Raw genomic sequence first — 13,839 nt, 5'->3', positions numbered from 1 at the left:
CACGCCACGCTGGTCCGCGCGCCGGACGCCGTGCGCGCCGCCGTCGGCGTGTTCGAGCCGGAGACGCCCGCGCTCGCGTCGCTCGCCGGCAAGGTGCGCGCCGCCTTTGACCCGGCGGGCGTGCTCAATCCGGGAAAGATGCATGACCGCCGCGCCTGACGCCGCCCTGCTCCGCGCCTCCGGGAGCCCGACGCCGTGGCTCGCGGGGGCGGGCCTGATCGCGCTGTTCGCCGTCACGCTGCTGCTGATGGGCCGTCCACCGATCTGCCCCTGCGGAACGATCGAGCTGTGGCACGGCGCGGCCAACGACAGTGGAACCTCCCAGCACCTCAGCGACTGGTACACGCCGTCCCACATCATCCATGGGTTCATCTTCTACGGCGTCGCGGCGCTGATCTTTCGCCGGCTCAAGATCCCCCTTCCCTTCGCCTGGGCGCTGGTGGCGGCGATCGCGGTGGAGGGCGCCTGGGAGGTGCTGGAGAACTCGCCGCTGGTGATCGAGCGCTACCGCGCCAACACCTCGTCCGACGCTTATGCCGGCGACAGCGTGCTGAATTCGGTCTCCGACATCCTCGCGATGGTTCTGGGCTTCCTGTTCGCCCGCAAGGCGCCCTGGCCGCTCACCGTGGCGCTCGCGCTCGCCATGGAGCTGACCACGCTGATCCTGATCCGCGACAACCTCACCCTCAACGTGCTGATGATCCTCTATCCGCTGGAGGCGGTGAAGGACTGGCAGACCGGCGGCTGAGCCGCCGGCCGCATTCCCCCGAGAGAGCCATGCAGACCTCCTTCGCCCCCGAGCGTCTCGCCGTCGATCCGCAGCTGGCCGCGAGCGAGCAGATCCTGCGCACCTGCGTGCATTGCGGCTTCTGCACCGCCACCTGCCCCACCTATGTGCTGCTGGGCGACGAGCTCGATTCGCCGCGCGGGCGCATCTACCTGATCAAGGACATGCTGGAGGGCGACAAGCCCGCCACCGCCGAGGTGGCGCGTCATGTGGACCGCTGCCTGTCGTGCCTGTCCTGCATGACCACCTGCCCCTCGGGCGTGCATTACATGCACCTCGTCGACCACGCCCGGGCGCACATCGAAAAGACCTATCGCCGCCCCTTCGCCGACCGGGCGCTGCGCGCGCTGCTGGCGCGGGTGCTGCCCTATCCGGAGCGTTTCCGGCTGGCGCTGAAGGGCGCGGGGCTCGCCCGCCCGGCAGCCGGCCTGCTGGCGAAGGTTCCGGCCTTGAAGCGGATCACCGCCATGCTGGCGCTGGCGCCGGCGCGCGTTCCGGCGCGCTCCGCCCAGGACGGGCCGCGCGCCTTTCCGGCGCAGGGCGCGCGCATCGCCCGCGTGGCGCTGCTGCAGGGCTGCGCCCAGAAGGTGCTGGAGCCCGCCATCAACGACGCCGCCATCCGGCTGCTGACCCGGTTCGGCGTCGAGGTGGTCCATGTGGCGGGCGAGGGCTGCTGCGGCTCGCTGGTCCATCACATGGGCCGCGAGGAGGAGAGCCTCGCCAGCGCCCGCCGCAACGTGGACGCCTGGACGCGGGAGATCGAGGCCAACGGGCTCGACGCCATCGTGGTCACGACCTCCGGCTGCGGCACCACCATCAAGGATTACGGCTTCATGCTGCGGGGTGACGCGGCCTACGCCGCCAAAGCCGCGCGGGTGTCGGCGCTGGCGAGGGACGTCTCGGAGGTTCTGGCGACCCTGCCGCTCGCCCCCGCGCGCCGCACGGGCCAGACGATCGCCTATCACGCCGCCTGCTCGATCCAGCATGGCCAGCAGATCAAGGACGAGCCCAAGGCGGCGCTGAAGGCGCTGGGCTTCCGGGTGAAGGAGCCCGCCGAGGGGCATCTGTGCTGCGGCTCGGCCGGCACCTACAACATCCTCCAGCCCGAAATCGCCACGCGTCTGCGCGACCGCAAGGCCGCGAACATCGCCCGCACCGGCGCGCAGGCGGTGGTGGCGGGCAACATCGGCTGCCTCACGCAACTGCGCGGGGCGAACGATTTGCCCTTCCTGCACCTCACGGAACTCGCCGACTGGGCCACCGGCGGCCCCCTACCCGCAGCGCTCGACGGCCACGGCTTCGTGCGCGCGGCGGACGCGGCGGAGTAGCGGCGCCGGCGCGTCGCACGGTCATTCCGGCGGGCGCGCCGCCGTCAGAGCCGCCCCCAAGAGCGCCGCAGCGCGCAGTCGGAGCCCTCACCGTCATGCCCGCGCCTTCGCGCGGGCATCCACGACTGCCCCTCCGGCAAAGGCTTGCGCTTGCCCAGTCGTGGATGCCCGAGACAAGCTCGGGCATGACGGTGGAGAGTATGGCTGGGGCAGGCGCGACGCATGGTCATTCCGGCGAGCACGCCGACGTCAGAACCAGCCCCAAGAACGCCGCAGCGCGGCTCTCGAAGCCCCCGCCGTCATGCCCGCGCCTTCGCGCGGGTATCCATGACTGCCCCTCCGGCGAAGGCTTGCGCGTGTCCAGTCGTGGATGCCCGAGACAAGCTCGGGCATGACGGTTTGCGGATGTCCAAACAGGCGCGACGGGCCCTCCACACGGCGGCGTCCGCGAACGCCGTTCCTCTTCCCGCCCAGCCGACGGGACGCCTCGCGCGATCGCCGCCCCTTAATCGCCGCCTGACCCGCGCCACCCGACCCGCACCGTCCAACCCGATCCGCCCGAACCCGCTCACTCCTGACCCCCTTCCCACCTCCCCGCGCACAATCTCGCCGCGCCGCCGCAAAGGCTCTTTACATACATACATACACGGATGTAGCTTCCTCCCATCGGAGGGGCGCGGTTCATGCGCAAGACCAAGGCGGAGGCGGAGAAGACCCGGGACCTGATCCTGGACGCGGCCGAGCATGTGTTCTTCGAGCGCGGGGTCGCGCGGTCGTCGCTGGACGACATCGCCCGCGCCGCCGGCGTCACCCGTGGCGCGGTCTACTGGCACTTCACCAACAAGGTGGATCTGTTCCTCGCGATGCAGCAGCGCGCGCGTCTGCCGCAGGAGGAGCTCTGCGCCTGCATCGTCAACTGCCCCGAGCTCGACCCTCTGCGCGAGGTCGGAGACCGAGTGTGCGACATCTTCCGCGCCATCGCGGCGGACGAGCGGCAGGCCCGCGTTCTGGCGATCCTGCTGATGCGCTGCGAATACACCGACGAGATGGCGGAGGCGATCCGCCGGCAGGACGAGGCCAACTGCTCGCTCGACGAACAGTTCGGGCATCTGTTCGCGCTCGCCCGCGAGCGCGGCCGGCTGAACGCCGCCTTCACGCCGGAGCTGGCGCAAGGCGCGTTTCGCGCGCTGGTGTTCGGCCTGCTGCGGCGCTGGCTGGAGGCGCCCGACGACATGGACCTGACGAGCCGCGGCTGCGCGATCGTCGAAGCCTTTGTCGCCGCGCTGGGCTCGTCGCCCGCGCCGGCGCGACCGGCGGCCGCGACCTGACGCGCGCCGCCTGACCCTTTCGCGGCGCGGCCCGATGAGCCGTCGCCGCGCACGATCTCCGTCGTCGGACCGGACCCAGATCCCGGTCCGACGACGGGGCTAAGAGCTGCGGGCGGCGGCGCAAGCGTCCCCCAACGTCGCCCGCAGCTCCCCTGCGCCCTCCGATCGAAACCGGAGGGACGCCAGCCCTTGGCTTTTACGACAGCGATGCGACGATGGGAAACGGAACCGCCCGGCGGAGACGTTCGGCCGTCGCACGCCCGTCACGCGGATCAGGCAAGAGGGCGCCGCGGCGAACGCCCGAGGCGGTCGCGGCCGGGGATCACGTCCTTCGGCCGCGACCGCCTCACCCAGCCCGCCGTGCGCGTTCCGGAACGAAACCGCCGAAGCGGCGGTTCACCGCTGAGCCCGGCGCGCCGCCGGCCGCAACCGGAGAGGCCCCCATGGCGCCGATCGTCTTCCCCGCCCTCACCGCCTTTTACGGCGCGCTGCTCGCCATCCTGTTCGTCGCCCTGTCCGGCTGGGTGGTGGCCGGGCGGGTGGGCGAGAACGTGCTGCATGGCGACGGCGGCCACGACGGCCTCGCCAGGCGCATACGCGCCCATGGCAACTTCGCGGAATACGTGCCCTTCGCGCTGCTGCTGATCGGGCTTTACGAGGCCGGTGGCGGGTCGGCCGGCCTGACGCGCGGCCTGCTGATCGCGCTGCTGCTGGCGCGGCTGGCGCATCCTTACGGCATGCTGACGCCGCCGAACCACTGGACGCAGTTCGTGTTTCGCGGCGGCGCGGTGGTGATCACCTTCCTGACGATCCTGATCCCCGCCGTCGCCCTTCTGCTGCGCTGAGCGCAAGAGGACGGCGCAAGACCGCGAACGCCGAACCGCCCCGGCCTCGCGCCGGGGCGGCGTCATATCATGCGGGCGGAAGCCCGTCCGCGGCCTGCTTCGCCGGGCCTTCGCCCGTCACGCCCGACGCGCGGACCGGGAGCGCCGCGGCGGGCGCGACGACCGTCTCGACCTGAGCGGTGCGCACGGCGGGCGTCGTGACGACGAAGGGCGGCAGGGCGAGCAGGGACGCCGCGACCGCGGCGTAGGTGGCGACGGCGGCGACGCCAGCGGCGGCGACAACACGATTGGACATGGTCAAACCCCTTCAGGTGGTGGGCGCGGAGCGTTCCGCGCTGTCTTGACCAGCAAAATGATGCGCCGCAGAAAATCATTCAAACGAATGACATCGATTTTCATAATCGATTCCATTCATATCGTTAGGAGAAGGCTGAAAGCGCGTCCGGCGTGACGGCCGCGCCATCCCGGAGACGCCGAGCGAAACCGGCCAGCTGTCTGGAATCCCACGTCTTTTGAGAGCTGCGCGATCGGAACGTGTTCCGAGGCCGCGCATGGGGAACACACCGCCGCCGCAAAGCTGGACACTTTGTCCACCCTTGTATATAGACCTTCGTCTAAGTCGCCTGACAGGTGACTGTAATCGTTACAAAAAACATCGGCCGGCGACACCGCGCGCGATGTCGGGTCGGCCATGGGCGGCCCTCTGCGGAGCACCACCATGACCGACAACGGAACCACGCGTCCCTCCGCGGCGTCCAAGCCGCTCGCGATCACCCGCCGCCGTCTTCTCGGCACGGCGCTCGGCGCCGGCGCCGCCTTCTTCGCCTACAAGTGGGCGACGGCCGGCCAGTACCGCGCCGAGACGGCCCAGCGCAAAGTGGACGTCCTGCTCATCGGCGGCGGCGTCATGAGCGCGACGCTCGGCGTGGCGCTGGCGGAGCTGGAGCCCACCTGGACGATCGAGACCTTCGAGCGGCTGCCGAGCGTCGCCGAGGAAAGCTCGAACGGCTGGAACAACGCCGGCACCGGCCATTCGGCGCTGTGCGAGCTGAACTACACGCCCGAGAACGACAAGGGCGAGGTCCAGATCAACCGCGCGATCGACATCAACGAGCAGTTCCAGATCTCGCGCCAGTTCTGGGCCCATCAGGTCCGCACCGGCATCCTCGAGAACCCGCGCGCGTTCATCAACTCCACCCCGCACATGAACCTGTGCTGGGGCGCCGAGAACGTGGACTTCATCACCCGCCGCGTGGAGGCGCTGAAGGCCAGCCCGCTGTTCACCGGCATGGAGATCACCACAGATCCGGCCAAGATCGCGGAGTGGATCCCGCTCTCCATGGCGGGCCGCAAGGACACCGCCAATCTGGTGGCGACGCGCTCCACGCTCGGCGTCGACGTCAATCTCGGCGAGATCACCCGGCAGTTCTTCGGCCATCTCGCCAAGAAGCCGACCTTCGCGCTCACGACCGGCGTGGAGGTGCGCTCCATCACCCGCAACACCGACGGGACCTGGCGCGTCTCCGCCTTCGACGTCAACGACAGCAGCAAGATCTCGACGGTGGACGCGCGCTTCGTGTTCATCGGCGCCGGCGGCGCGGCGCTGCCGCTGCTGCAGCTCTCCGGCATCGAGGAAGGCAAGGCCTATGCGGGCTTCCCCGTGGGCGGCTCGTTCCTGGTGACGGAGAACGAACAGGTCGCCGCCCAGCACCTCGCCAAGGTCTACGGCAAGGCGGACGTCGGCTCGCCGCCCATGTCGGTGCCGCATCTCGACACGCGCGTGCTCGACGGCAAGCGCGTGCTGCTGTTCGGCCCCTTCGCCACCTGGTCGAGCAAGTTCCTGAAGAACGGCTCCTATTTCGACCTGCCGGCCTCGGTGACGCTGGACAACATCGCCCCTACGCTTCAGGTCAGCTGGAACGAGATCGCGCTGGTGAACTATCTCGCCGGACAGCTGGTCCAGTCCCGCGAGGCCCAGCTCGCCGAGCTGCGCCGCTACTATCCGGAGGCGAAGGACGAGGACTGGCGCCTGTGGCAGGCCGGCCAGCGCGTGCAGATCATCTACAACGACCCGAAGAAGGGCGGCGTGCTGAAGCTCGGCACCGAGATCGTGATGGCCAAGGATCGCTCGATCGCGGCGCTGCTCGGCGCCTCGCCCGGCGGCTCCACCTCGCCGGCGATCATCGTGCGCCTGCTGGAGCGCGCCTTCCCCGATCAGGTCGCGGGCGCGTGGAAGGACAAGCTGCTGACGATCATCCCGAGCTACGGCCGCAAGCTGAACGGCGATCCGGCCCTGCTCGCCAGCGTGTGGAACGACACCACCGACGCGCTGCAGTTGGCGTTCCCCGCGCCGGATCTGGCGGGCGTGACGGCCGGCGTCAGCGCGCCCTCGAACGCGCCCGCGCCTGTCGATCGGGAGATCAAGCTCTGACGTCCGCCCGCCTCCCCTGAGGCGGACCAAGGACCATCGCCATCGGGCGGCGCGTCGGGATGCCGGCGCGCCGCCCGATGCGTGACAAGACCTTGCGAGGTCCGGCCGGTGTCAGCCCGCCGTCCCGTCGCGGCCAATGCCGGCGATGAAGCGCGTCAGCGCCGGCGCAACCTCGGCCGGGCTGTCCTGCAGCACCGTGTGCGACGCGAACGGCAGGTTCAGAAGCCGTGCGCCCGCCACGCCCTCCGCCAGTTCGAACGCCTGCGCGCGCGAGACGAGAATGTCCTCGTCGCCATGCACGACCAGCAGCGGCGCGGCGATGCGGCGGACGGATTGGTCCGGATAGGCGTCCGGCCCGGTTCCGAGCCACATGGCGCGGACGGCCTCGAACAGGCGCTCGAAATCCGGCGCCGGGTTCTCCGCCTCGTAGCGCGCCACCTCGGCGGGAAACATCTCGCGCCACCCGGCGGCGGTGACGGAGCGGTAGAGCGCGCGGGTCGGATCGTCCGCCGGCAGCGATCCATGCGCGCCGACCGTGACGAGGAAGCGCGGCCGCGCCAGCCCCGACGCGGCGAGCCGCAGCGCGACGATCCCGCCGTCGCTGTGGCCGATGATACCCGCATCCCCGAGATCGAGCGCCGCGAGCACGGCGGCGACGTCCTCGGTCAATTGGCGATAGCTCAGGACCGCATCGCCCAGCGGCGAGCGCCCGTGCCCGCGGCTGTCGAGGACGACCAGCCTGTGCTCCGCCGCGAGATGGGCCGCGAGCGGCTCGAAGTCGCTCCGGCCGCCGAGGCCGCCATGGAGCAGGACGATCGGCGCGCCGTCGCGCCGGCCGGCCTCCGCCACATAAAGCGCCGCCTCGCCGGCGGAGATGACGCGTCCCCGATCGAACATGGACCCTCATGAGATGAGAGGGGCCGCATGCGGCCCCTCAGCGACGTCAGACACGCCGGCGTCCGGCGACGGCGATCAGTTGAAGACCATGCCGCCGTCGATGATGAGGGCCTGCCCGGTCATGTAATCCGAATCGGGACCGGCCAGGTAGGACACGCAGGCCGCGACGTCCTCCGGCTCCGAGATGCGGCCGAGCGCTACGTTCTTCGCCCACTGCTGCAGCCCCCATTCCAGCGACTGGCCGTTCGCGTCGGCCACCTTCTGGGCGATGCCTTCCATCATCGGCGTGCGCACGATGCCGGGGCAGTAGGCGTTGCTCGTGACGCCGAGCGGAGCCAGATCCCGGGCCGCGGTCTGGGTGACGCCGCGGATGGCGAACTTGGTCGCGCCATAGACCGCAAGGCTCGGATTGCCGACCTGTCCCGCCTGGGACGAGGCGTTGATGATCTTGCCGACCACCTGGCCCTTGCTGGCGGGCGTGCGCGCCTTGAAGTGCTTCAGGGCGGCCTGGATGCCCCAGTAGACTCCGCCCACATTGACGTCGAACACCCGGCGATAAATCTCTGGCGTGATGTCCTCGATCGGCGTGACCGGGCCGAGCCCGGCGTTGTTGACGATCACGTCCAGACGGCCGAAGCGGGCGACGACCTCGTCCACCGCCCGAAACACCTGCTCACGCTCCGACACGTCGACCTGGACGCCGATGGCCTCGCCGCCGCCGGCCGCGATCGCGTCGGCCGCCGCCGTCGCGGTCTCGGCGCTGTAGTCGAGGCAACCGACCGCGAAACCGTCCTTGGCGAGACGGATCGCGATGGCGAGGCCGATGCCCTGCCCGGCGCCCGTGACCACCGCGACTTTCCTGCTGACAGACATGCTGCTGCTCCTTCAGATCTCGCTGAACCGGAGCCCCTCCCGTCCACGACGCGGGAGGGGCCGGAGTTCTAGAACCGCGCGTCGATGTCGACGACGCCGATCAGCTTGTGGTTGACGAATTCCTTCAGGCCGAGGCCGATCAGCTCCCGGCCGTAACCGGAGCGGCGGATGCCGCCGAAGGGCAGGTCGGCCTCGACCTTGGTCGGGTGGTTGACGAAGACCATGCCGGTGGAGATGCGCCGCGCCACCTCGGCGCCATGCCGGGCGTCCGTCGTGAACACCGAACCGCCGAGGCCGAAGGGGGAGTCGTTGGCGATGCGCACCGCGTCGTCTTCGTCCTTCGCGCGGAACAGCATCGAGACCGGGCCGAAGAACTCCCAGTAGCGCGCCGGGTTGTCCTCCCCGAGATCCGTCAGGATGGTCGGCTGCACGAAGGCGCCCTGGTTGGGAACCGGCGGACCGACCTCCTCCGCCTTGGCGCCCAGCTTGACGGCCTCCCGGATCTTCTCCTTCACCTCGTCGGCGGCGCCCTGCGAGGACAGCGGCGCGAGCGTCGTCTTCGGATCGAACGGATCGCCGGCGACAAGCCCGGCGACGCCCGCGCGATAGCGCCCGAGGAAGTCGTCATAGACCTCGTCGACGACGATCATGCGCTTGGAGGAGACGCAGACCTGACCGCCGTTCCAGTGGCGGCCGAACACGGCCCAGTCCGTCGTCTTCTTCAGGTCGGCGTCGGCGAGCACCACGAAGGCGTCCGCGCCGCCGAGCTCCAGCGTCGACTTCTTCAGCGCCTTGCCGGCCTGCGACGCGACGATGGCGCCCGCGCCCTCAGAGCCGGTGAGCGCGACGCCGTGCACGCGATCGTCGTTGAGGATGAGCTCGATGTGCGAGCGCTTGGCGTAGAGGTTCGTGAAGGCGCCGGCCGGCAGGCCGGCCTCGGCCATCAGCCGCTCGAAGGCGGCGGAGCTCTGCGGCACGTTGGAGGCGTGCTTGAGGAGCACCGTGTTGCCGACGGAGAGCTGCGGCGCGAGGATGCGGGCGATCTGGTAATAGGGGAAGTTCCACGGCTCGATCGCGAGCAGCACGCCGAGCGGCTCGTGAACGATGATGTTCTCGCCCTCGGCCGGATCGAGCACCGGCAGCCGCTCCGGCTTCAGGAGCGCCTCGGCGTTGCGCACGTAATATTCGAAGATCTTGGCCGAAAGCTCCACTTCCGCTTTCGCCTCGGCGGCGAGCTTGCCCATCTCCAGCGTCAGAAGCCGGGCGTAGGCGTCGCTGTCGCGCCTCAGGATGTCGGCGGCCTTCTGCAGAATGCGGCCGCGCTCGGCGAAGGAGGTCTCGCGCCAGGAGAGGAAGGCGGCGTGCGCCCGCGCGATCGCGTCCCTCACCTCGGCGTCGGTGGCGTCGGGAAACGATGCGAGCGTTTCGCCGGTGTAGGGATTGATCGTGGCGTAAGCCATGACGGCTCCTTTCCAGAAGGTCGGCCCCATGGGCCGGCAGGATGTCGAAGGTCTGGCCGCATCGGCGGACCAGGGAGGGGAAAGAGTTAAGAGGGAGGCGCGGCACCGTGCGTCGTCGCGCGATCGGACCGCTCACGCCTCGGGCGCGGGGACGACGGATGAGGTGTGACGGAGCGGGCGGCCGCCGGTCAGCCCGGAACGCCGGGCCGCGTCATCGAACGGCGCGCGCGCCGAGACGCCGCCGGGTCGGACTGGCGGCGGATGGGGCGGCCTTCTGCGGCGCGCGCCCTGTGTCCGACGCGGTCTGGCTTTGCGCCCATGTCTGGACGACACGCCGACCAAGCCGGCCGGCGGCGTCCGTCACCATGATGGTCATGAGGCGAAATCCCTGTCTCCCGTCGGCGATACAGGGGAAATAAGCATCACGATGGTTATGTGAGTATGCCCAGAATGGGGCATGTGGAATGCGTTTCGGAGGGGTTTTACGCCCCGACCGGCGATACGATGGCCGGGATGGCCGAGGTCAGCCGCGTGGCGCTTGAGCGCCATTCCCAGCCGCGCCGCCGACGTCCTAAACGCTTGACCTTGAAGGCTCGAAGGTCGTCCGAACGCCGTTCGAGACGCCATCCGACGTCACGCGTCACGGCGCGAACGCGGCCTGAAACCGGGCGGAGGAACAGCGGGAACGCCGACGTCTCGCGCCGGACGAAAACCGCCAGCAATTTTCAATGATGGGAAGTGGCGCACCCGACACGATTCGAACGTGTGACCTTCGCCTTCGGAGGGCGACGCTCTATCCAGCTGAGCTACGGGTGCCTGCGCGCTTGAGCGGGCGGAACCTAGCCGATCGCGGCGGCGGACGCAACGGATGGCGGGCGGGCGACGGCGATCTTCTACTGCGGGGCCCCGCCTCGCCTCACGCCGGGTCTTCGGCGGCGGTCTCGGCGCCGCGGCGGCGGATGCGGGCGTTGAGGTCGCGGTCGAACAGGGGCACGTCGCGGCGTTTCAGGGCGACCACCAGCACCGCGCCGGTGAGGAAGCCGCCCACATGGGCCCACCACGCCACCTGCGTCTCGCCCGCGAGCAGGGCGTTGCCGAGCTGGAACGCCACCCAGGCGCCGATGATCCAGAACGCCCGCAGCCGAACGGGGAGCCGGTAAAACACCAGCACCCACACCTTCACCTGCGGATGCAGCATCACATAAGCCGCGACCACCCCGGCCACGACGCCGGAGGCGCCGACCAGCGGCGCGTCGGGGTTGGAGGCCGCGGCCGCATGGGCCACGCCGCCGCCGATCCCGCAGAGCAGGACGAACAGCACGTAGCGGACATGGCCGAGATCGTCCTCCACATTGTCGCCGAACACCCAGAGGAACAGCAGGTTTCCGATCAGGTGCAGCACGCCGCCGTGGAGCACGAGCGAGGTGACGAGCGTCGCCCAGGGCGGAACCACCTCATAGCCCTCGGGCAGCACCGCCTCGCCGAACAGCACGCTCGGGATCAGGCCGAAGGACACCGCGGCGCCGGTGGCGGCCGGAAGCAGCCAGCCGGACTGGAACGCCACATAGACGACGAGGCACAGCGCGATGAAGCCGTTGTTCACCCACGCGTGCTTGATGCGCCGCACCGGCGCGTCGTCCAGAATGGGGACGAACATGAGCTCTCCGCCGTCCTCGCCTGTCGGCCGCGGGAGGCCGCGGCCGTCGGTCGGCTGATTATCGGCCGCTCTGGAGCGAGGGCAACGCCCCCGTTCATCAATGTGGCGTCAGCGTGTCTTTCCGGGCGCCCACAACACGTCGCCCACCTCGGCGTTGGCGGCGCGGGCGGCCACGAACAGATAGTCCGACAGCCGGTTCACATAGGACAGCGCCGGCCGGGACACCGGCTCGCGGGCGGCGAGCGCCGTCATCAGCCGCTCCGCCCGCCGGGCGATGGTGCGGGCCATGTGCAGATGGGCGGAGAGCGGCGTGCCCGCCGGCAGCACGAAGGACTTCAACGGCGACAGCGCGGCGTTGGCGGCGTCGATGTCCGCCTCCAGCCGCTCCACTTGGCTCGCCACGATGCGCAGCGGCTCGTAGCCGAGATCCTGCCCGGTGTCGGGGGTGGCGAGATCGGCGCCGAGATCGAACAGCTCGTTCTGGATGCGCGACAGCGTGACGTCGAGCTCCGGCCCCGCATGCAGGCGGGCGACGCCGAGCGCGGCGTTGGTTTCGTCCACGGCGCCGTAGGCCTCGACCCGGAGATCGTGCTTCGGGCGGCGTCCGCCGGCGGCGAGCCCGGTGGTGCCGTCGTCGCCGGTGCGGGTGTAGATCTTGTTCAGCTTGACCATGGCGTCAGCGCCCCATGAACCAGAGGGTGGTCATGATCACGACCACCGCGACGAACTGCAAGCCGACGCGCCAGCGCATCAGGGTCTGCGACCGGCCGGCGGGGCCGTCGCGCATCATGTTGGCGAGGCCGAGCAGCAGCACGATCGCCACCGCCGCAAGCGCGATCGGAACGGCGAAGGAGGACAGGAAGGCGGCCATGGGCGCTCCTCAGCGGTTCAGGACGAGGATCGAGGCGTTCAGCAGCGCCGCGAAGCTCACCCAGGCGAGATAGGGCCACAGCAGCAGCGCCGCGGCGCGGTCGATCGCCCGGAAGCGGACGATGGTCCAGGCGATGGCCACCAGCAGGGCGCCGATGACCGCGAGCCCGAGCGCCGGCGACTGCGCGCCGAAGAAGGCGAAGGACCAGCCCACGTTCAAGACGTACTGGACGCCGTAGGCGAGAATCGCCCTCCCCCGCGCGGCGCCGCGCCCGAGAACGGCGGCGCGCCACAGCGCGAGCGCCATCAGGACGTAGAGGATGGTCCAGGCGATCGGGAACGCAGCCTTCGGCGGATTGAAGGGCGGCTTCGCAAGCGTCTCGTACCAAGGCAGGTTCGGCGTGGTGACGCCCGAGCCGAGCACGGAGGCCGCGACGCTGAGCGCGAGCGCGGCCGCCAGGACGAGAAGGGAGCGCGGCGAAAGCCAGCGGGGCGCGACGGCGTCGGTCATGGCCCCGACATAGCGCGCCGCGCCGGTCTCCGCGAGAGGCGAGACGCCACGCCGACCGCGTCGCGGGCGCCTCCCTTCGTCGTGGGCGGCCGGGCGCGGGGCCTTCTCGTTTTCGCGCCGCCTGTGGCTTGCGCGCGCTCGCGCCCCGGCGCTCACGCCTTGTACGGTCAAAAGCCAGTGGGGGAACGGGCGCCGGGGGAGCGGGATGTTCGACAGTCTGCGATCGTTCATGTCGGAGCTGACCGGCGCCGACGGCGGCGGCCATTTCGCGCTCGGCGATCACCGGGTCGCGGCGGCGGCGCTGCTGGTCCACCTGATCCAGGTGGACGGCGTGGCCGAACCGCACGAGCGCGAGGCGCTGCGCGCCGTGCTCAAGGCCCGCTTCGGGCTCGGCGACGCGGAGACCGAGGAGCTGATCGCCCTCGCCCGCCAGCGCGACGAGGAGGCGGTCGATCTCTACGCCTTCACCAGCGTTCTGAAGCGCGCGCTCGACGCGGAGGGCCGCGCCGCCGTGGTGGAGATGATGTGGGAGATCGTGTTCGCGGACGGCGCCGCCCACGAGCTCGAGGACAATGTGGTGTGGCGCGCGGCCGAGCTGCTCGGCGTCTCCAGCCGCGAGCGTGTGGAGCTGAAGCGCCGGGTCGCGGCGCGGGCGCGCACGGCCTGACCTCGGGCCTCTTGCCAGAGCCGCCGTCGCTCGGCATCCCTGCCCGCCGATGACCACCACGCCGCTTCCCATCGACGAGGCGCTGCCGCGCCTGCTCGCACGGCTCGAGGCCGGGCCGAACGCCGTGCTCACCGCGCCGCCCGGCGCGGGCAAGACCACGCGCGTTCCGCTCGCTCTGCTGTCAG

At 70.4% G+C, this 13,839-nt stretch carries 14 protein-coding genes, 1 tRNA gene and 1 pseudogene; 7 read left to right on the top strand and 9 right to left on the bottom strand.

What is annotated here, in order from left to right; genetic code table 11:
- The 5 genes and pseudogenes from ACFQ4O_RS09550 to ACFQ4O_RS09530 form a co-directional block, all read left to right on the top strand.
- Positions 1-159, top strand: a pseudogene (locus ACFQ4O_RS09550) (glycolate oxidase subunit GlcE); the annotation flags it as partial.
- The gene (locus ACFQ4O_RS09545; protein ID WP_378775461.1) at positions 143-748 is read left to right on the top strand and encodes a DUF2585 domain-containing protein; all 606 of its coding nucleotides are present in this window, start codon (positions 143-145) and stop codon (positions 746-748) included. The pseudogene ACFQ4O_RS09550 and the gene ACFQ4O_RS09545, both read left to right, overlap by 17 nt.
- Before the next feature lie 29 nt (positions 749-777).
- Positions 778-2,115, top strand: coding sequence for a glycolate oxidase subunit GlcF (gene glcF / locus ACFQ4O_RS09540; protein WP_378775460.1), 1,338 nt, complete (start codon positions 778-780; stop codon positions 2,113-2,115).
- Positions 2,116-2,798: 683 nt separating this feature from the next.
- Positions 2,799-3,443, top strand: coding sequence for a TetR family transcriptional regulator (locus tag ACFQ4O_RS09535; RefSeq protein WP_378775459.1), 645 nt, complete (start codon positions 2,799-2,801; stop codon positions 3,441-3,443).
- Between the two features lie 452 nt (positions 3,444-3,895).
- The gene (locus ACFQ4O_RS09530; RefSeq protein WP_378775462.1) at positions 3,896-4,288 is read left to right on the top strand and encodes an MAPEG family protein; all 393 of its coding nucleotides are present in this window, start codon (positions 3,896-3,898) and stop codon (positions 4,286-4,288) included.
- A 67-nt stretch (positions 4,289-4,355) separates the two neighbouring features.
- Here the strand turns inward: ACFQ4O_RS09530 and ACFQ4O_RS09525 are convergent, their stop codons facing one another.
- Positions 4,356-4,583 (bottom strand): hypothetical protein, encoded by a 228-nt coding sequence (locus ACFQ4O_RS09525; RefSeq protein WP_378775458.1) that lies wholly within the window; start codon positions 4,581-4,583, stop codon positions 4,356-4,358.
- A gap of 423 nt (positions 4,584-5,006) precedes the next feature.
- Between ACFQ4O_RS09525 and mqo the strand changes: the two genes are divergently transcribed.
- The gene (gene mqo, locus ACFQ4O_RS09520) at positions 5,007-6,719 is read left to right on the top strand and encodes a malate dehydrogenase (quinone) (protein ID WP_378775457.1); all 1,713 of its coding nucleotides are present in this window, start codon (positions 5,007-5,009) and stop codon (positions 6,717-6,719) included.
- 111 nt (positions 6,720-6,830) lie between these two features.
- Here mqo and ACFQ4O_RS09515 read toward each other — a convergent pair whose 3' ends face one another.
- The 8 genes from ACFQ4O_RS09515 to ACFQ4O_RS09480 all read right to left on the bottom strand — a co-directional run bounded on the left by ACFQ4O_RS09515 (position 6,831) and on the right by ACFQ4O_RS09480 (position 12,987).
- Positions 6,831-7,616 (bottom strand): alpha/beta fold hydrolase, encoded by a 786-nt coding sequence (locus ACFQ4O_RS09515; RefSeq protein WP_378775456.1) that lies wholly within the window; start codon positions 7,614-7,616, stop codon positions 6,831-6,833.
- Between the two features lie 75 nt (positions 7,617-7,691).
- The gene (locus tag ACFQ4O_RS09510; protein WP_378775455.1) at positions 7,692-8,489 is read right to left on the bottom strand and encodes a (S)-acetoin forming diacetyl reductase; all 798 of its coding nucleotides are present in this window, start codon (positions 8,487-8,489) and stop codon (positions 7,692-7,694) included.
- 68 nt (positions 8,490-8,557) lie between these two features.
- Entirely contained in the window at positions 8,558-9,949 is a 1,392-nt protein-coding gene (locus ACFQ4O_RS09505) for an NAD-dependent succinate-semialdehyde dehydrogenase (protein WP_378775454.1), read from the bottom strand.
- Positions 9,950-10,688: 739 nt separating this feature from the next.
- A tRNA-Arg gene (locus ACFQ4O_RS09500) sits at positions 10,689-10,765 on the bottom strand.
- 100 nt (positions 10,766-10,865) lie between these two features.
- Entirely contained in the window at positions 10,866-11,606 is a 741-nt protein-coding gene (locus ACFQ4O_RS09495; RefSeq protein ID WP_378775453.1) for a rhomboid family intramembrane serine protease, read from the bottom strand.
- A 108-nt stretch (positions 11,607-11,714) separates the two neighbouring features.
- Entirely contained in the window at positions 11,715-12,278 is a 564-nt protein-coding gene (locus ACFQ4O_RS09490; RefSeq protein ID WP_378775452.1) for a cob(I)yrinic acid a,c-diamide adenosyltransferase, read from the bottom strand.
- A gap of 4 nt (positions 12,279-12,282) precedes the next feature.
- Positions 12,283-12,477 (bottom strand): twin transmembrane helix small protein, encoded by a 195-nt coding sequence (locus ACFQ4O_RS09485; RefSeq protein ID WP_378775451.1) that lies wholly within the window; start codon positions 12,475-12,477, stop codon positions 12,283-12,285.
- A 9-nt stretch (positions 12,478-12,486) separates the two neighbouring features.
- Positions 12,487-12,987, bottom strand: a complete 501-nt coding sequence (locus ACFQ4O_RS09480) for a TspO/MBR family protein (protein WP_378775450.1) — start codon at positions 12,985-12,987, stop codon at positions 12,487-12,489.
- 205 nt (positions 12,988-13,192) lie between these two features.
- Between ACFQ4O_RS09480 and ACFQ4O_RS09475 the strand changes: the two genes are divergently transcribed.
- Positions 13,193-13,654 (top strand): tellurite resistance TerB family protein, encoded by a 462-nt coding sequence (locus tag ACFQ4O_RS09475; protein WP_378775449.1) that lies wholly within the window; start codon positions 13,193-13,195, stop codon positions 13,652-13,654.
- The last annotated feature ends 185 nt before the right edge of the window (positions 13,655-13,839 follow it).

Origin of the sequence: Methylopila musalis (assembly GCF_042679725.1) — a bacterium.
GTDB lineage: Bacteria > Pseudomonadota > Alphaproteobacteria > Rhizobiales > Methylopilaceae > Methylopila > Methylopila musalis.
Note: the sequence above shows the minus strand (reverse complement) of the source record. Positions and strands in the feature narration are given on the sequence as shown.